The sequence below is a fragment of the Bacteroides sp. QWL-09 genome, assembly GCF_058683585.1.
In genome coordinates this window covers 2,738,463-2,757,776 of record NZ_CM178748.1, presented here as the reverse complement: position 1 = coordinate 2,757,776, position 19,314 = coordinate 2,738,463, and the positions used below count along the sequence as shown (strand labels likewise).

At 42.0% G+C, this 19,314-nt stretch carries 11 protein-coding genes; 3 read left to right on the top strand and 8 right to left on the bottom strand.

The annotated features are described in order from the left end of the window. The first annotated feature begins 53 nt into the window (after window positions 1-53). A complete protein-coding gene (locus AC4PG5_RS10885; protein WP_492028911.1) occupies window positions 54-1,565 on the top strand; it encodes a GH3 auxin-responsive promoter family protein in 1,512 nt (503 codons plus the stop codon). A gap of 309 nt (window positions 1,566-1,874) precedes the next feature. Here AC4PG5_RS10885 and mnmA read toward each other — a convergent pair whose 3' ends face one another. Beyond that, window positions 1,875-2,942: a tRNA 2-thiouridine(34) synthase MnmA gene (gene mnmA, locus AC4PG5_RS10880; RefSeq protein WP_492028910.1), complete on the bottom strand. Its 1,068-nt coding sequence runs from the start codon at window positions 2,940-2,942 to the stop codon at window positions 1,875-1,877. Between the two features lie 166 nt (window positions 2,943-3,108). Here mnmA and AC4PG5_RS10875 point away from each other — a divergent pair, with 166 nt between their 5' ends. Further along, window positions 3,109-3,921: a Cof-type HAD-IIB family hydrolase gene (locus AC4PG5_RS10875; protein ID WP_492028909.1), complete on the top strand. Its 813-nt coding sequence runs from the start codon at window positions 3,109-3,111 to the stop codon at window positions 3,919-3,921. A 79-nt stretch (window positions 3,922-4,000) separates the two neighbouring features. Here the strand turns inward: AC4PG5_RS10875 and AC4PG5_RS10870 are convergent, their stop codons facing one another. Beyond that, the gene (locus AC4PG5_RS10870; protein WP_492028908.1) at window positions 4,001-5,545 is read right to left on the bottom strand and encodes a RagB/SusD family nutrient uptake outer membrane protein; all 1,545 of its coding nucleotides are present in this window, start codon (window positions 5,543-5,545) and stop codon (window positions 4,001-4,003) included. 23 nt (window positions 5,546-5,568) lie between these two features. Further along, complete coding sequence (locus AC4PG5_RS10865) at window positions 5,569-8,646, bottom strand: SusC/RagA family TonB-linked outer membrane protein (RefSeq protein WP_492028907.1); 3,078 nt, start codon at window positions 8,644-8,646, stop codon at window positions 5,569-5,571. A gap of 397 nt (window positions 8,647-9,043) precedes the next feature. On the opposite strand from AC4PG5_RS10865, the gene cysS reads away from it, so the two are divergent. Then, window positions 9,044-10,525, top strand: coding sequence for a cysteine--tRNA ligase (gene cysS, locus AC4PG5_RS10860; RefSeq protein ID WP_492028906.1), 1,482 nt, complete (start codon window positions 9,044-9,046; stop codon window positions 10,523-10,525). A gap of 85 nt (window positions 10,526-10,610) precedes the next feature. On the opposite strand, the gene AC4PG5_RS10855 is transcribed toward cysS, so the two are convergent. The 5 genes from AC4PG5_RS10855 to AC4PG5_RS10835 form a co-directional block, all read right to left on the bottom strand. Then, the gene (locus AC4PG5_RS10855; protein ID WP_492030747.1) at window positions 10,611-13,466 is read right to left on the bottom strand and encodes a chondroitinase family polysaccharide lyase; all 2,856 of its coding nucleotides are present in this window, start codon (window positions 13,464-13,466) and stop codon (window positions 10,611-10,613) included. Window positions 13,467-13,472: 6 nt separating this feature from the next. Further along, on the bottom strand, window positions 13,473-15,023 hold the full coding sequence (locus AC4PG5_RS10850; protein ID WP_492028905.1) for a sulfatase family protein: 1,551 nt from the start codon (window positions 15,021-15,023) through the stop codon (window positions 13,473-13,475). 88 nt (window positions 15,024-15,111) lie between these two features. Beyond that, window positions 15,112-16,317, bottom strand: a complete 1,206-nt coding sequence (locus AC4PG5_RS10845) for a glycoside hydrolase family 88 protein (protein WP_492028904.1) — start codon at window positions 16,315-16,317, stop codon at window positions 15,112-15,114. A gap of 230 nt (window positions 16,318-16,547) precedes the next feature. Further along, window positions 16,548-17,426: a DUF3108 domain-containing protein gene (locus tag AC4PG5_RS10840; RefSeq protein ID WP_492028903.1), complete on the bottom strand. Its 879-nt coding sequence runs from the start codon at window positions 17,424-17,426 to the stop codon at window positions 16,548-16,550. Further along, the gene (locus AC4PG5_RS10835; protein ID WP_492028902.1) at window positions 17,383-19,275 is read right to left on the bottom strand and encodes an Ig-like domain-containing protein; all 1,893 of its coding nucleotides are present in this window, start codon (window positions 19,273-19,275) and stop codon (window positions 17,383-17,385) included. The genes AC4PG5_RS10840 and AC4PG5_RS10835 overlap by 44 nt, the downstream gene beginning before the upstream one ends. Window positions 19,276-19,314 lie beyond the last annotated feature (39 nt).

Genomic DNA, 19,314 nt, shown 5'->3' with positions numbered 1-19,314 from the left:
AAATAAATAAGGTTACTTTTGCAAGACTAAACATCATGGCTTAGAACAAAAAAATGAATATAACAAAAATTATCAGCAAAGCTTTTACCCCGCGTCTGAGGGAAATAGAACTTTATGCCACACAAGCCGGTGAGATTCAAAACCGAGTTTTGATGCATTTGGTTCATACCGCCGAACACACAGAATGGGGAAAGAAATACGATTACAAAACCATTCGGAACTACAATGACTTCCGTTCGCGACTTCCCATACAAACGTATGAAGAAGTCAAGCCCTATGTCGAGCGTTTACGCCAAGGTGAACAGAATCTCATTTGGCCATCGGAAATTCGTTGGTTTGCCAAATCTTCAGGCACAACAAACGACAAGAGCAAATTCTTGCCAGTCAGCCGTGAAGCCTTACAAGACATTCATTATAAGGGAGGAAAAGATGCGGTTACTCTCTATTTCAATATCAACCCCGATAGTCGGATGTTCTCAGGCAAAGGCCTCATCCTGGGAGGTAGCCATAGCCCCAACCTCAACTCCAATCACAGTTTGGTTGGCGACCTATCGGCCATTCTTATCCAAAACGTCCATCCGCTGGTCAACTATATCCGCGTACCGGAAAAGCGCATCGCTTTAATGGACGAATGGGAAAGCAAGATTGAAGCCATAGCCAACAGCACCATTCCTAAGAATGTCACTAATCTATCGGGTGTACCCTCATGGATGCTCGTTCTCATCAAACGAATTCTCGAACAAACCGGCAAACAAAGCTTAGAAGAAGTTTGGCCCAACCTAGAAGTTTTTTTCCACGGTGGAGTTGCTTTTACGCCCTATCGTGAGCAATACAAGCAGGTGATCCACTCACCGAAGATGCACTACATGGAGACTTACAATGCATCGGAAGGTTATTTCGGGACACAGAACGATCTGACCGATCCGGCCATGCTCTTGATGATCGACTATGGAGTATTTTATGAATTTATTCCTTTAGAGGAAGTTGGCAAAGAGAACCCAACGGTTTATTGCCTCGAAGAGGTGGAGGTCAATAAAAACTACGCCCTCGTCATCTCCACAACTTGTGGATTGTGGCGTTATATGATTGGTGACACCGTGAAGTTCACTCAAAAAGATCCTTATAAATTCATCATCACCGGTCGCACCAAACATTTCATCAACGCTTTTGGCGAAGAGCTCATCGTTGATAATGCAGAAAAAGGGTTAGCAAAGGCTTGTCAGGCTACCGGCGCACAAGTTTTAGAGTATTCCGCCGCACCGGTCTTCATGGATGCGAATGCCAAATGTCGCCACCAATGGTTGATCGAGTTTGCCAAACAGCCCGATTCACTGGAACAGTTTGCTGCCATTCTCGACGCCACCTTGAAAGAAGTTAACTCCGACTATGAGGCTAAGCGTTGGAAAGATATTGCCCTACAACCGTTGGAGGTTATCGTGGCACGCAAAAGTTTATTCCACGATTGGTTGGCTCAGAAAGGCAAACTCGGTGGACAACATAAAATACCAAGACTATCGAACACCCGTGAATACATCGAAGATATGCTGGCATTGAATGCTCAATAAGAGCCTCGCCACTCCCACAACCGGAAACGTTCGAAACCCAATCATAAGGCATGATCACATCAGAAGATGAATCATGCCTTTTTTTCTTCAACCCAAGCCTGTTGTGAACCCATTCGCAAGCATTTCCTTTGTAAAAACGAATCGGCGGACTTGCAACGCGTTATTCGTTTGCCTATAGGCGAACGAAAGAATTCCCCTAGGCGAACGAAAGTTTGCCTATAGGCAAACGAATAACACATCGCAAGAAAATAGGTTAGCGATCGCAAACGAGCAGCTTAGTCTTAGTTAGCGACTGATCAAGGAACGAGACTACAACACCGCCTCAATAATTCCACCACCAATCAACAACTCCCCATGATAAAACGCAGCGGCTTGCCCAAGAGCAATCGCCGTAAGCGGTTCCAGAAGATCAACAAACAGTTGTCCGGACGAAGTACGGGACACCCGACAACGATTAGCTTGTTTCCGATAGCGAATCTTAACGATCACTTCATCATGACCGAACAACAGAGACTCATCGACCACATTCCATTCTTTCAAAAAAAAGCCTCGTTTCTCCAAGCCACGTAGGTCGGATAACACGATCTCATTCGTCTCCGGATGAATCTCTTTGACGAACACAGCTTTGTTTAGGTGAATGCCCAACCCGCGTCGCTGACCAATGGTATAATACGGATAGCCCTCGTGCCAAGCGATGAACCGTCCCTCCTCATCAACAAACCGTCCACGCTTATCGGAGAGTAATGGTGGCGGATTGTGATCATTCTTCAAGAACGTTCGATAATCCATCGGACAGAAACATACTCCTAGGCTATCTTTCTTTTTAGCCACCTTAGCATACCCACGCTCTAAAGCCAAGGCACGTGCCTCCGTTTTAATGATGTCGCCCATCGGCAAAACCATCCGTCGCAAAAGATCTTGCGACAAGCCCCATAGGAAGAAGCTTTGATCTTTATCTCGATCGAGCCCTGGTGTCAAATAATAAGTTTCTCCAATAAGAATCTTCCGGACATAATGTCCTGTAGAGATATAGGTAATGCCCATCTCATCGGCAATCTTTGCCAACAACGGCCATTTAAGATAGTTATTGCATAAGATGCAAGGGACCGGCGTGCGACCGGCAAAATACTCCGCCACAAAATATCGAACGATATACGCCTCGAATTGGTCACGCGCATCGTACACCAAGTGGCGGATACCTAAACGCTCAGCCAACTCCGCCGCATCGTTCAGATAGTCGCGACTGTCGTTCAATTCATAAAAGCGGAACGTCACCCCAATCACGTCATAGCCTTGATCCTGCAACAACATCGCCGCCACCGAGCTGTCGGTTCCACCGCTCATACCCAACAAAACCTGCCTCTTTTCTGTATTCATCCTGCAAAAATAGATATTTTCAGAAAGCAACAAGAGATTTTAAGCCTAAGGGATCCTAAAAGTCATAAAAAACAGTCCACAAGGTTCATGATCGAGGGGACTTTGTAGAATGGCAATATTATCTTACCTTTGCGCCTTTATTTTTTAATACCTAGCTCATTACCCCATGGATTATAAATTGATTGTACTCGATTTAGACGGTACACTAACCAATAGTAAAAAGGAGATCACTCCACGCAATTTAGAAACGCTGATCCGCGCTCAAGAACAAGGCGTACGCTTGGTGTTAGCTTCCGGACGCCCCACCTATGGCATTGTCCCTTTGGCCGAACAACTTCGTATGGCCGAGTTTGGCGGTTATATATTATCATACAACGGTGGCGAAATCATTGATTGGAAGACCAAAAAGATGATGTATGAAAACGTGCTGCCCAATGAGGTGATTCCCCACCTTTATGAGTGTGCAAGTAAATACAAACTACCTCTCTTATCCTACGACGAAGCAGAAATCGTCACGGAATACCCGGAGGACGAGTATGTGCTTAAAGAAGCCTTTCTCAATAAGATGGCCGTTCGTAAAGCTTCGGCCTTCCTCGAAGAGATCACGCTCCCATTACCTAAATGCCTCATCGTGGGCGATCCGGATCTATTGATTCAAGTCGAATCGGAACTCTGTATTGAGTTACAAGGACGAATTAATGTCTTCCGCTCGGAACCCTATTTCTTAGAACTCGTTCCACAAGGAATAGACAAAGCCATGTCGCTCGATGTCCTCATCAAAGAATTAGGCCTAAGTCGTGAGGAACTCATTGCTATCGGCGACGGATACAACGATCTTTCGATGATCCGTTTTGCCGGCATGGGAATTGCCATGGCCAATGCGCAAGAACCCGTAAAAAAGGCAGCCGATTATATCACATTAAGCAATGAGGAAGACGGTGTAGCCGAAGCGATCCTCAAGTTTGTACTCAAAGACTAATCGGCCCCACCCCCATAAAAAGAAATCCCCTGTTGCTTAAACAACAGGGGATTTTTATTGCTAAAACGTATCAGTCGGATTAATATCCGCTATTATTTTCCCAACCGGACATCTGCACTTCCGTTTCAGGGAGTGGTAGATAATAATGCCCTTGAGCTTTATATACCGATTGTACAAATGGATCTGTAATATTCGAGACTTCATCAACGAAACGATATTCTTTGATCTCGCTCACTTTCTCGCGACGGACAAAGTCAAACCAACGTTTGCCTTCAGCATAGAACTCGATACCACGCTCTTTAAACACAGCCTTGTCAAACAAAGCAGGATCGGTTGTTGTTGTCTGTTCGTTAATCGCCACATGAGCACGTTGTTGGATATCGCGCAGGCATTTCGATGCCAAAGCATCAACTTGATGAGTGGCCAACACCGAAGCCTCAGCATAAATAAGATAAGCATCTGCCAAACGATAGATCGTCGTCAATCCATTAGACAGCTGGCTCAACACCCCTTTGGCATTCACCTCATTATAATCTCTAAATTTTGAAATCAGAGGAAGTTTATTCGCACTTTGTTGGTAAGTCACATGAGTCTTTACACCATTCACCTTTTCATCCCATTCGGTTTCAAAGTTCCAAGCCTTACGGTCATCATTCGGACAAGCATCCATGAAATGAGGATTAGCAAAATAGTCTCCCCAACCTGCGTACTGAGCATGAGTGCTTGGGTAGAACGACTTTCCATACTGACTTGGCATCTTATAAGCCACACTATTCATAATGGCAAACAAGTGCTCATTCGCGTCAGTCTTCTTCGCTTCTTTCCATAGGTCGGCATATGCGGGAGTCAACTGTAAGCCTGAATTAACGACCACATCCTTAGCCAAATCGGCGGCTTCGGCTGCTGTATTTCTCTTCAGTGGCCATCCTGCCATGGTCAATTTAACATCCGCCAAACAAGTCTTAGCCGCCCACTGTGAAGGAGAACCGGCATCACCCGTACGACTCACTTTGGGTAAATCCTGACAAGCAATCATCAAATCGGGCACAATCACCTCATCATAGATACGTGCCACACTCACTCTCGGGTTATTTTCTAGAGCAGCCTGTTCCGAGTTAGTCACCAATGGAACTTCACCAAACATACGCACCAAATAAAAGTAAGCCAACCCACGCATGAATCGTGCTTCACCAACCACAGCCTTATATTTTGGTCCTTCCACAGCATCATCCGGAATGGGAGTACCGTTAATCATTTTATTCGAGCTATTGATCACTGCCCAGAAATTTTGCCAGAGTGCTGTAATATCTTTTACACTACCACTGGTACTTGGAATCATATTATAAAGATAAAGCATGTCATTATTCGGTTTAGTCACCAAAGGGACAACATCTCCGGCAGCCGTGTTATAGCGTAAGATACGACAACTAAATCCATAATTACCATTCCACATATCACCATAGATACCCGATACCCCTTTCGAAACCACATCAAGGCTCTGTGGTATTTGAATATATTCTTCCTCGGTCAGGAACGATTGCGGGTCTTGGTCAAGTTCTACACAAGAAGCAAACAGTAGTAAACTTCCGGCAGTCAAGGCCATAATTTTATTTAAATTCTTCATAAATTGCATTGTTTAAGATTAGATTAGAATGAGAAATTGACACCAAACAAATAGTTACGTCCGTTAGGATAAGCGCCCCAATCGGCCCCTTGAGTCAAAGGAGTTCCGAGAGCAGCTTCCGGATCCAAGCCACTATAGGATGTGATATGGAATGGATTCTGTATAGAAGCGTAAACACGGAAACGGTTAATACCCATTTTCGAACAAACAGTCGAAGGTAAATTGTAACCCAACGTTATATTTTTAATCTTAATGAAGCTTCCATCTTCTACAAAACGTGAACTGATAGCATCTCTAATATCCTTCGTTGCATTGACAAATCCCGGGATAGAGGTCTCTTCATGATCTGGGCGCCAACGATTAAGAAGTTCCGGATTAGCGGTGATCTTGTCTACATTTGTTCCCGGAAGGACACCAAAGCGTGACTGGCGAGTCGCATTATAGATATCGAAGCCATGGTAACCTACAATGAAAAGAGCTAAGTCAAACTGACCATAAGCAAAAGTATTGTTCCATCCCCAGTTAAAAGTCGGTTGTCCACAACCGATCACCTTCATATCATCTTCTGTATATTTACCATCACCATTCAAGTCTTTGTATTTAGCCTGACCAGGGATCACACCGTAAACCTCTGCGTTTGTTTTGCCTTCGGGATTCTCTTTCAAAGCAGCCACTTGCGAAACCTCAGCGGTTTTCCAAACCCCATCAAACACATAGCCATAGAACGTACCGAGTTTTTCTCCTTCAATCATACGGAAAAGGGCACTCTCGTACTTACCATCGCCTTGAGTTTGCATTCTTGTCAGTGTAGGAATACGTTCGAAAGTTCCTTTATTGTGTGTCAAAGTCACATCTGTTCTCCAATTGAAACTTTCAGAGCTAATAGGAGTTGCTCCTAAAGTCACCTCAAATCCACGGTTTCTAATCTCACCGGCATTACGAAGCAAATCGGGCCATCCGGTATGGATCGGTTGTTTAACGTTCAACAAGATACGCTTTGACAATTTATCATAATAATCAATGCTTGCTGTCAATCGTCCGTTCAAGAATGAAAAGTCAGCTCCGGCATTCCATTGTTCGTTGCGTTCCCATTGCAATGCAGGTGAAGCAGGACGTCCCACACGATAAGAGGTTGTTCCATCGGCATTCTTTACCGCTTCCATCTTAGAGTAGATGCGATACATCTCTACCGATTGATTACCTACAGATCCGTAACCCAAACGAAGCTTGAACTGATCCATCCACTCAACCGACTTCATGAAGTGTTCTTGTTTCACATCCCAAGCCAAAGCAACCGATGGAAAATAATCCCATTTCTTCGATAACGCAGCCGATCCATCGGCACGAAGAGAAGCTGTCAGCATGTAGCGATTCAAAAAGACATAATTGATTCGTCCTAAGAACGACATGAGAGAATGTTTGGTCAAGTTCGATGAAACCTCAGCAATCTCAGAGTAATCCAACCCGTTAATTGCAATCAAATCCGGGAAAGTCAGATTCTGTCCCACTCCCTTATGCTGATAATAGTTCTTATGACTTTGTTCGAACACCGCAGTTGCATTAATACGATGTTTCTTATTGAATTCTTTCGTATAGTTTAGAGTATTGGTATTCAAAAAGTCGAATGTCCACCCAGAGTTAGCTAAAGCACTTGTTTGTGAATTCGAGAAATAGTTATAACTTCTTTCGTTATAAGCAGCTGTCGAAAGGTTGTTGGTGAAATTTATACCAACTTGAGAACGGAACGTCAGTCCGTCAACAATATTAAAGTTAACATAACCTTGTAAACGGTTATCCAAGCGTTTTACCGTTTCATCCAATTCCCAGATATGTCCCATTGGATTGTAAGCCGGTCCGCCATCAATCGCAAAACGGTTGTTGTAATTACCATTAGCGTCTTTAGGTTCTACTGTCGGAGCAAAGTTCATCGCCGTCATGAGCAAACCATTATACTGATGCATACGAGGACCTGCACTTTCACTGTAATCGCCCCAAAAGTTTAAACCTACAGAGACCCATTTCTTTAATTCGGTATCTAATTTCAAACGCCAGTTATATTGCTTATAGTTCGATTCTTTAATCACACCATCGGTGTTTTCATAACGCAACGAAGCTAAGAAATTCGTCTTTCCGCTCTTGCCCGAAATAGACAAATCGTAGTTCTGTGAAATAGCCGGCTCATTAAAGATGTGATCCATATAGTTATATCCGTTTTCACCACTCTTGAATGAAGCGATCTGTTCAGGACTATAATAAGATTTAGAAGGATCTTTAAAAAATTCTTTTGCATAATCGTTGGCTAACTCAGCAAACTGACCGGCAGACAATAATTCCGGTTTATCAAGCACCGTCTTAACATTAACAAAGGCATTGACATCAACCGTAATCTTATCATCTTTAGCACTCTTTGTCGTCACCAAGATCACACCATTAGCACCACGTGATCCATAAACCGCTGTAGCCGATGCATCTTTCAAGACTTCAATCGATTGAATATCGTTAGGATTGATATTCTTCAAACTTCCTCCGATAAATCCATCAATAACGACCAAAGGGTCGGAATCAGCAGAGACCGAGTTGATTCCACGGATGCGGATAGAAGAAGATTTAGAGGGATCTCCTCCGCTAACAACCGACACACCCGCTAGTCGACCTTGCAAGGCATCAGATACGTTTGCTGCAGGAGTGCCCTTTATGGCATCCGCACCTTTCACGGAAGCTACCGCACCAGTCAAGTCCGACTTACGCATAACGCCATAACCTACCACAACGACTTCATCGAGTGACTGAGTGTCCTCAACCAACTTCACTTTAAAGTGATTTTGTCCGTTGACCACCAACGTTTGAGGTTTATATCCGATAAAAGAAACTTGAAGTTTGCCATTAGAAGGCACATTAACTAATGTGAAATTTCCATCAATATCAGTAATTGTTCCGTTACTTGTGCCTACAACTAAAACAGAAGCACCGATAATTGGTTCGTCGGCCGAATCGACCACACTTCCCTTTACTGTGAGATTTTGTCCAAGAGCTTGCTGAAGAAAAAGTGTACTTATAAATAATACACTCAAAGCCCTGTAAATGACATTTTGCTTTCCCATAAGTGAAATAAAATTACAAAGGTTTATTAATTTGTTTTTGTTAGTTCGATCTGTTGCGTGTTTAAATTCATATCTTATACAATAAGATCCCCGATCGACCGAACAAAGATAGCCGTGATCGCACACAACCACAGAAACAAATGTTCAGAAAAGATATAAAATAGTACATCTTATTGTTTTTAAAGATCTAGAATGCACTATTTCGCGTTTTTAGACTAATTAAGGTTATATCCCCGTGAAAAAAATAAATCTTAGCTGGCATTCACTTTATTCAACTTTATAAAACTCCAGAAACGTTCCAAAAAAAAAGGAACACACTTATCCCTCAAATGATGCATTACAAATCAATTATTTATGCTAAATTTGTAGTTTCAAATAGAATAAATATCAAAACGTTATGGAACATCAACTGACCATCTACAACACTCTAAATAGAAAAAAAGAACTGTTCGTACCGTTGCATGCTCAACACGTAGGCATGTATGTCTGCGGTCCGACAGTCTATGGCGACGCACACCTAGGACATGCTCGTCCATCTATAACTTTCGATCTTCTGTTTCGTTACCTTACCCACCTCGGCTATAAGGTACGTTATGTAAGAAACATCACAGATGTGGGCCATCTTGAGCATGATGCCGATGACGGCGAAGATAAGATCGCTAAAAAGGCGCGTTTAGAACAACTCGAGCCAATGGAAGTGGTACAATTCTTCTTGAACCGTTATCACAAAGCCATGGAAGCTCTTAACGTCTTGCCACCAAGCATTGAGCCACACGCTTCAGGCCACATTATTGAACAAATCGAATTGGTTCAAAAAATCTTGGATGCCGGATATGCTTACGAAAGTGAAGGATCGGTTTATTTCGACGTCGCAAAATACAATAAGGATCATCACTATGGAAAGCTTTCGGGACGCAACTTAGATGATGTACTTAATACCACCCGCGACCTTGACGGGCAAAATGAGAAACGTAATCCGGCCGACTTTGCTTTATGGAAGAAAGCTCAACCCGAACATATCATGCGCTGGCCTTCACCATGGGGCGACGGATTCCCAGGGTGGCATGCCGAGTGTACAGCTATGGGACGTAAGTACCTTGGCGAGCATTTCGATATTCACGGTGGTGGCATGGACTTAGTTTTTCCGCATCATGAATGTGAGATCGCTCAATCGGTTGCCTCACAAGGGCACGATATGGTCAATTATTGGATGCACAATAACATGATCACAGTCAATGGGACCAAGATGGGTAAGTCACTCGGTAACTTCATCACACTCGACGAGTTCTTTACCGGTTCACACAAGCTGTTAGATCAAGCTTATGCTCCAATGACGATTCGTTTCTTCATTCTTCAGGCACACTATCGCAGCACAGTGGACTTCAGCAACGAGGCTTTACAAGCTGCGGAGAAAGGGCTACAACGTCTCCTTGAGGCCGTTGACACCTTAGAGAGACTTTCTTCGTCGGCTACAACTTCAGAAGACATTGACGTCAAAGCCATTCGCGAGAAATGTTATGAAGCGATGAGCGATGATCTCAACACACCAATGGTTATTGCTCACCTCTTTGAGGCGGCACGTATCATTAACACCATTAGTGCCGGAAAAGCAACCATCTCCGCTGACGATCTAGAACATTTAAAAGAAACGTTCCATTTATTTGCATTCGACATCATGGGAATTAAAGCAGATAAAGGATCTTCAGACGGCCGTGAAGCTGCTTATGGCAAAGTTGTCGATATGTTGCTACAACAACGCATGAAGGCCAAAGCCAATAAAGATTGGGCCACTTCAGATGAGATTAGAGATACTCTAACTGCACTTGGCTTCGAGATCAAAGATACTAAAGATGGTTTCGAATGGCGATTAAACAAATAATCAGCGAAACTCAATAAAGAGTTAAAGGCCGCTTCTTCACAGAAACGGCCTTTATTGTTACCTTAAAAAAACTAATACCCAATTTTTATTTACCTATTGCTAATATAAATTCAACGGGTTGTCCATGTTGACAACGCACTTTGATTAAAGTCTCTTCATTTTGACCGTTCACTTCCACACCATTCACAGCAGAAGTTAATTTCCATCTACCTTTTAAACGTATAATCTTCTCAATGGGAAGACTCTCTTCTTTTGTCGTATATCCCTTATCGCCAATATTCAGATTAGGATCACAAACACTCAGATGCAGGGTTCCACGATCATCCTTACGCTCCATTACTAACGTTTCAGCGGGGATTTCAATAACCTCACCCACAGCAGTCGTCGAACGATAATGATCGAATGCAGCATACGCGATAATACGACTCTTTATATCGTAAACGACATGGGCAGCATGATCCTTTTGCAACAGTTGGTAACCTAACGTTCTTTTGGCGTCCTCTAACTCCAACTTGGAAGGTTGAACGAGAACAACATATTCGTATGTTGCGTCTTTCGGTGCAATTCCATGGTCAATCCATGCAGACGCAAAAACACCTTTAGTCGATTTTCTAGTTTTCTCATCTCTCGACACTTGTTCACCAAGTGAAGTCATCAGTCGCCCGTCAATCACATGATAATAATTATCATATCCATCAATGAGCCAAGCTTGATCTTCGAATGAGGCTGACGAGTTATCTTTGCATTGGAACAAAGTCGTCTCGGTGGGATAATCTCTGTTTGTATTACTAATCCCACTGCCTACAAAAATAAGACGATTATCAAAACAGAAAACGGATTTACGAGCCACAAAATCAGATGTAAAATTCTTATAATTGGGTTCTGTCAGTTTCATGGCAAACATACCATAACGTTTGTTCAAAGAACTACTACCCGAGAAATTACTTGTGGATCGGGCCATCATGGTCCCTTTAGACGTACTCTCCAGAAGTTCAAAGGGCAAATGAATAGTCGTAGTCCCCGGTAAGCGGTTCCAGTCCCACCCATTCGGAGTAAACCCACTCGCTTCACGCGAGACCGGATCTCCTTTACCCATAATCTGGACAGATCCATAACTTTGATAACGGCCATATCTATTGTCTTTGGCATAGATCTCTGCCCCCCAGACATTAGTGGTATAACCTTTTAAGGTAACCATCCAATCTTGACGACGATAAATTCCCGCCGAGCCGTAATTATAAACCCAGAACCCTTCGGGTGATAATCCAGCCGAGAATCCGGCTTTTTCCAATAAAGATCCGTTTTTTGTCTTTCGTCCATTCAACAAGCGCAAATAATTGGCAGCAAGTTCCTGATCAATCGATCCACCTTCACCACTTAAGTCACCCGCTAAAGCCAAATGAGCGAAAGCCTCAATATCTTCTCCTCCCATTCTACCATTAAACGGATGCCGCCCACTAAGACCAATCCCCCATTCATAAAGATTACAATAGGTTCTCATAGCCATGAACGCTTCCTTCAAGTGTTTCCGAGCAACATAATCTAGTTGGTAAGGCGTTCCGCCAACCAAAGCAACATACTGCCCGATACCAGCCAAAACTCCCGTTGTGTATCCCGGATAGAATCCGCCATGGTGAAAGGTCGTTCCATCCACTTTTATTCCGCCAATTGTTCCCGGAGTATAATCTAGCGACGACGACAACCAGCGAGATAACCCACGCAAAGCGCGTTCCTTTTCGCAAACATCAGGTATTAGCATCGCCGATATAAACTTAGGCATCAAAAGTGTATGCCAAGAATCCAAGAGTTCATCACGTCCCTTTTCACAAGGCAAACGCGTTTCTTGTAAAGCTGACCAAAACAATAAAGTCGACAAAATCTCTGCAGAATTTGGCTGTTTATAGATTTCTTTGCGCATCAACCAAGCAGTATCATAGATCTTGCGAACTTGATAGCCGTAATGGTGATTGGTACCCATTCCGCTACCGTAAGCAAAGCCTTGATCAATAGCGTAATTAAATACTATAAAATAGTTTTGCGCCGATCTCTTATTCTGATTATAATAAGCATCGTATGCAAAACCAGAAAGCATAGCCTCCATATCACTCCAAGTCAGTTCTCCTTTTTTTCGATTCAACTCATCGGGAGTAACCAATGGGGCTCCGACATATCCCTTGCCGGTTGCCGAAAGTTGGATATGAGCTTGACCAAACAAGCGATAAGCTGTTTCAACCATTCGCTGAGGAGCCTTCTTTATGTCCAGAATTGCAGTCAGCCGCTCTCCAATCATATCTAAATCACGTCCTTGAGCTGCAGTCAGCCGATTCAGTAGAGGTAAATCCGATTGGTACTGTTCCCATTGCCAAACCCGACACCAATGCCACAAATTTCTATTGGATAACGCATTATTATATGGCATTTGCTGATCGGGAGTTGTACGATCATTCATCTTTTTCATAGGGAACGTTAACCGATCAATGAAAATTCTCCCACTTTTTTGAGGAGCTACAATCCGATACGAAGTAATGTTGGGATCCTTTTGGGTCCAGTGCATATGTTCAAATGCAATCCAACACGCTCTCCAACCCTTGGCCTTTAGTCGGAAAGTAAACCAACATCCCACTTCACCTTCTCTATTTAGAAAGTCAAACCGTACAGAATCTTGACAAGGCTGTTCGTTATAAATCCAAGCCATAAATCCAGAACTTCTACGTTTAGGATCGCTAAGATCCAACGGCTTGATCTGCACAGCAACAGATTCACCAGCTGAATAGTTCCACTCTAGACTAGTCTTCCCCTCTTTATAGTAAAGAGAAGAAATCTTCAAAGGCTGTTGACCTAAACTTATAAATGTTTCAGGCACGCAGCCCTCGAATCCCTCAACTTGCCCCCAAACCGAAGCTGAGAGCAAGCTTAAAATAAAAAATAGAGTTTTCCGCATCATCAATTAATATGAGATACGATCTGATAAAATCTTCTCCTTATACCAAGGATCATCAATCTCCTTCAACAACTCTCCCATCCGACGGTATAGATCACTGACAACTTCAGGATACTTATCTAGTGGAAGATTATTCATTTGATAAGGATCATTAAGGTCATCAAATAACAAGCTCTTTGTCAGTTGATGAGTTTTTTTATTGATATACAATGCTAGGGTATAACGAGAAGTCTTTATTCCTCTAGAAGAAGGGAAATAAGAACGCACTAATCCATTAGCATCTTTGGTTCCATCGACATTTTGAATATAAAGTGCAGCATCCGGACGAGTAACAGACGATTTCTGTCCAAAGAATAATGGCGCAAAATTTCGACCTTGAACTTCGCTTGGGATCGCCTTAGCAAGTCCACATAGTCCTAACAATGTAGGCATGACGTCAGGAGTCGAAATCATTAAGTCGTCCACTCTAGGTTTTATTCTCTCGGGGAAACGAACGATGAAAGGGACATTCATCGACTCGGCATAAGGAGAGTTCTTAGGGTCATTCGTTCGCTGACTGCACATGGTTTCACCATGATCGGACGAAAAAACAACAATAGTATTTTTATCTAATCCCATCTCTTTCAATGCATGTAAGATTTGTCCGAATGCACGGTCAACCCCAGTCACCGAAGCAAAATAATAGCGGGCAGATTCTGCTTTGTTCATCGTCACATCTGCATTAGGGCGAATAAGAAGTTTATCTAACGACTGATCTTTATAAAGATTAAAATCTTCTTCTTCACAATCATTTAATGAGCGATAGGGACTATGAGGCGGGTTCATACCGACCATAATAAAGAATGGTTTCTTCGGATCACGGACTCCACCTTCATTCTTCAAATAAGAGATCACTCTCTTGGCTTCATGAAGTGGCGACCACTCTTTGGGTTCGTGCTTCTTGCCATCATTATCCCAGTAATGAGGGTTTTTGTGCTCATCAAATGTTCCGTAAGAATACCAATAGTTGAATCCGTGACGATGCTCGCGAGGCGTATAAGCATCCCATGCCGGCACTCTGTCCTCAACATAGTGTCCCGGACGATCAGGGTCATTAGGCGTAGGGAAATCGGTATGCAGTTTCCCAAAATAAGCACAATCGTAACCTGATTGACTAAAGGCATCACCTACGCAAACAGCATCATGTCGCAATGTACTAATTGGACGTGAAGAGTTACAATTCAACGTAACCCCACTTTTATTAGGATACATACCGGAAAGCAACATGCCACGATGAGGGCTACTCAACGGGCAGTTACTCATAGCCGACGTTAAAACCATCGACTCACGAGCAAAAGCATTTAGATTCGGGGTCCGAACCGGATCAGCTTCAAAGTTTACTTTATCACGAAATCCCTCTTGATTCCAGAATTCGAGTGCCTGATTTCTAAATTGATCAGGAAAAATATAAATGATGTTAGGTGATGAATTTGTCTCCACCACTTTCTGAGGCGTCTTACAACCCTGAGTGCTTAAGATCGTTAGGCCACTCAATAAGAAATGAACATTCTTTTTCATAATTTCGTCCTTTCCATGTAAAAATATAGGCCACGAGGTATGCCTGATCACATTAGTATACCCTGTAGCCTATAACTTATCCATTTATTTATTGCTTATTTTCTAAATCTCGTTTCCTCATCAATGCCTCAAGAAAATAATAATCAGCATAGTTCAACGGTACATCAATTTCAGCATTGTGAGGAATACTTCCCACAGAATGCATCAAAATGAAATTACCATTCGTTCCAACTTTTGCGCGATAAGCCGGAGACCCTAAGCTATTCATTATTTTATCAGCCATCTCTTTATAATCATGATTCGGCAAATAGGTCTCCATTTCATAAAGAGCAGATGCCGTACAAGCTGCTGCCGAAACATCTCTAGGTTCATTAGGTATGTTAGGAGCATTATAATCCCAATATGGAACTAAATCAGCCGGTAAATTTTTGTTCGTAAAGATATACTTATAAACCTCTTGTGCCAAATCAAGATACTTTTTATCTTTAGTATAGCGGTAGCAAACCGTATATCCATAAATGGCCCAAGCTTGTCCACGAGCCCATGCCGATTCGTCAGCATATCCTTGAGCTGTTTGTCTTCCGCGGACAGCTCCAGTTTCCGGATCATAATCAACAACATGATAAGAGCTAAAATCAGCACGAAAATGATTAGCCATCGTTGTATCAGCATGTTTCACCGCAATATGATAAAAAGTAGAATCCCCCGATAAGGCTGTTGCCTCAAATAGTAACTCCAAATTCATCATATTATCAATAATAACCGGACATTTCCATCCTCTTTCAGCCTGCCATCCTTTATTTGCATCCCAAGATTGTATAACTCCGGCATTTGGGCGGAAACGAGTTGACAACGATTTGGCCGCCTCAACGATGACCTCTTTATATTCTTTTTTACCTGCTAAACGATAACCGTTTAAATAGCTACAACCAATCATGAAGCCAACATCGTGATGCCATTTCAGATATTTTACCGAGTCCAGGGCCTCAGTATATTTTTCAGCCAAAGGCAACCACTTTTGATCCCCAGTCAGATTATAAGTCAACCACATACTACCAGGATAGAATCCTGAGCACCAATCGTCAACAGGGATATAAACAATCGTACTATCTTTTCTTATCGTTCTGGGATTTAATATTTTGCCTGATTTCTCAATAAGATCTGTCTGTAATGTGTTTTGGGCAGCAGCATTTTCGATGTTGTCTTTTATAAAAACAGAATCTGTTTTCTTTTGAATGCCACAACCAGATAGAATGAAAAGGGAGATCCCCAATACGCTAAGAGTCATTTTCATAATAGATGGATGTTTTTTATTTAATTTTGAGTTTTATCTTGGGGCAAAAATAGAGGATAAAAAACAAACACACTGTCCCAAATCATCCAAGAAAAGGATGAATTTGGTACATTTGTCCATCAAAAACAATTCAATAGCTTTCTTTATTATTTTTCGATAAGCTTAGAAGAAAGAAAGAAAGAGTCTTCGTCAAGTGAGCGACTCGCTATAAAAACAAACCTATCAAGTTTTTATCGAGTGACAACAGAGGTTAAGGGATGACGGTTACCTGTTACATTTCTCAAAAAGGCTTTAGCCGATCCAAAGTTTAAATACATATCTAGCCGGACTGGTAAATGATTCTGATCATCAGTAATATAAAAGGTTATCACTTCTTTTTCCTTCCCTTTTTTGTTATATTCAACTAATGAAAAGACTAGACATCTATAAGTAACATCGTTCTCAGCCTTAACCTGATCACGACCTCTAAAAATTAGAGTCTGCTCTTCAACTTTCTTTCCGGTAGTCATAGGAAAGGTGATTCGGACTCCTTTACTAAAGCTGGCTGGATCATAAGATCGAGCTTGCGCCAAGATACTTAACATGTCATAAACACAACGCTTATCATAATATTGGTTTTCTACCGTTTCTCCATCTTTGTAGGTTCTTCGTTGCCGAACATGGCAAGTCCCATTCTTATACGAAAACCAAGCTTGATCAACGTTATAGCGTTTCCCTTCTTCGGCTCCCTTACGGAAATATAAAGGTTCCAATTGATGACTAACCAAGCAAGTTAACGTATCACGCATCTTAAAAAAGAAGTCAGCACGCTTACTCCCAATAGCCAAAAGATTAATTCGATATGCCGGTTCCCGGTTGTAGAGCGTGTCAAAAGTCGTCATACTCGCACTCCCTGCCTTAGCCCATACAAACTTCCAATTGAAGAATAGATCGTAGGTAATTTGCTCACCGGATTTAAAGGCGCCATTTTCAGATTCGCACTGAGCATTCAGCGGAGATAGAAAGAAAGCATTCAAGAGACAAAGGAGCAAAGTAATCTCCCAAACGTTCTTTTTCCGCTCCTTTTTAACGACGGCGGTTCTGCTTGTTTTTCTTCTGTTTATCTTCATCTGGTTTTTGTTTTTTTAGTGGTTCAGGTTTTTGTTTATCCAAAGAAACTGCTTTAACATCCCATTGTTGAGTGGCATCCCAAAGTGCTTTATATTCCAATATATTAGGATAGTAATAAACCTTTTCCGGTTGGCGCAATTCATGGTAAGAACCTGGATCCCAAACGCCATTTCCATTAAGATCATCAATCAATCGTGCCCCATATTTACCAGGATCTAGAAAATAAAAATCAGCAACCCCGTCAACAACCCGCCTTCTACGGACAACTTGATCTTGAGCGTTCAACAGCTCGATAAAAGCCTGATTACAAGCACCTGTTACATTAAAATGCAATGTAAAATATTCATCTTCACTACGTACTTTAAACTTCTGATCAATCTTGTTACCAAATACGCCATAAAGTCCTTCAAATCCTAGAGAATCGACTGAAAATTTATACTCACCTTGGGGTTCCCAATCATAATACAAATGATATTTTCGCAGATTTAGAGAGTCTTGGACAAAATCGAACGAAACCTCTTTCCATAGCGTATCTATCTTTTGGCACAAGTGAACGGCAGAACGATCATAAGCCTTAATCGGTTCATCAAAATCTAGCGAAACTTCATCATACACATTCATCGTTGACGGCGCATGCACATTAACAGTCAAGAAGCGCTGCTCTATAGCTTCCTTTTCATCTCGTTTCTTTTTCTTCTTTTTAGGCTCCTCCTTATATAATGTCTTTTGCTTAGATACCAAGTTAAGGGTGTCTAGTCGTGGAACCAGTTGCCCTAATGTATCTGTATACAAATAAGACACACTCATACTTAAGGTATCTTGCTGATACACCAAAGAATCCTTTATCCAATAATGAAGGGTATCATTGTGCACCCCATGCTCAACTATAAAGGCGTCTTTATCCTCAAAATTCAACCCTCTCAATAAAGGCAGGCTATCAGCAGGTGCTGCAAAATAAAGAGATATTTTTTGCGGAATCAACCGTTCACTTTTAATTAAATATTGTGAATAAGAAGGTTCTTTAAATGCACGAAGAATTAAATCGTCAGGAAGATAATGCGTATATTTCTTTTCTATAACTGTATCATAAGTCAACGAATCAACCCAAGCCGTATCCATACGTGTCCGCTCTTCAATGGTAGGCACGACAAGCTCGTCATTAAAAGCCAAGATCTCACTTTTTTGTGTATAAGCAAAGTTCTGGTCTGCATCCATTAAAGCATAAATGTGATATTTACCGGGGGCAATGCCGCGAATCGTAAAACGTCCTCGACTATCTGTACGAGCAACCCGTTCAAAAGGTAATGTCGTAAAAGTAGAATCAGCTAGATTTTGATGTAGTCCCACTAGAATACCCTTAATTGGTTCCAAGGTTGAAGCCTCAAGTACAGTACCCGAAACCTGCATCGTATCAATGCGGCTTCCGGTCGAGAAAGTGAAAGCAAAGTTTCCTAAAGGATTATTCTCATTGTTATCAACAATTGCATCAGAAAAGTCGACAGTATAAGTTGAATTTAACTTTAACGTATCTAAAAGTTCAATCTGCACCTTTTTCCCATTAACCTTAATCTCAGGCTGTTGAATCTGAGGGGGAGATATAACAACTTTCTCGGAAGGTTTTTCCAATTTAATGAACTCATCAAACTCTAAAATAATTTTCTTTTTCGAAACGTTCAAAGCAGATTGCCCCGGAGAACTCCCAATGAAACGAGGTGGAGTCTCATCTAAGGGGCCGCCATCAGGTCGTCCCATGCTAGCACATGAATACAATAAAACCACCAAAAGGATAAGTGGTAGTGCCGAGATCACAACTCTTTTACTTTCAAGATTCTTTATTATCTGTAACATGCTGCAAAAATAAAGGTTATCCAACAATAAACATTATAT

Bases quoted from the DNA above. Each gene is read 5' to 3' on its own strand.
- AC4PG5_RS10885 (WP_492028911.1), top strand. From the start codon at position 54: ATGAATATAACAAAAATTATCAGCAAAGCTTTTACCCCGCGTCTGAGG.
- mnmA (WP_492028910.1), bottom strand. From the start codon at position 2,942: ATGAATACAGAAAAGAGGCAGGTTTTGTTGGGTATGAGCGGTGGAACC.
- AC4PG5_RS10875 (WP_492028909.1), top strand. From the start codon at position 3,109: ATGGATTATAAATTGATTGTACTCGATTTAGACGGTACACTAACCAAT.
- AC4PG5_RS10870 (WP_492028908.1), bottom strand. From the start codon at position 5,545: ATGAAGAATTTAAATAAAATTATGGCCTTGACTGCCGGAAGTTTACTA.
- AC4PG5_RS10865 (WP_492028907.1), bottom strand. From the start codon at position 8,646: ATGGGAAAGCAAAATGTCATTTACAGGGCTTTGAGTGTATTATTTATA.
- cysS (WP_492028906.1), top strand. From the start codon at position 9,044: ATGGAACATCAACTGACCATCTACAACACTCTAAATAGAAAAAAAGAA.
- AC4PG5_RS10855 (WP_492030747.1), bottom strand. From the start codon at position 13,466: ATGCGGAAAACTCTATTTTTTATTTTAAGCTTGCTCTCAGCTTCGGTT.
- AC4PG5_RS10850 (WP_492028905.1), bottom strand. From the start codon at position 15,023: ATGAAAAAGAATGTTCATTTCTTATTGAGTGGCCTAACGATCTTAAGC.
- AC4PG5_RS10845 (WP_492028904.1), bottom strand. From the start codon at position 16,317: ATGAAAATGACTCTTAGCGTATTGGGGATCTCCCTTTTCATTCTATCT.
- AC4PG5_RS10840 (WP_492028903.1), bottom strand. From the start codon at position 17,426: ATGAAGATAAACAGAAGAAAAACAAGCAGAACCGCCGTCGTTAAAAAG.
- AC4PG5_RS10835 (WP_492028902.1), bottom strand. From the start codon at position 19,275: ATGTTACAGATAATAAAGAATCTTGAAAGTAAAAGAGTTGTGATCTCG.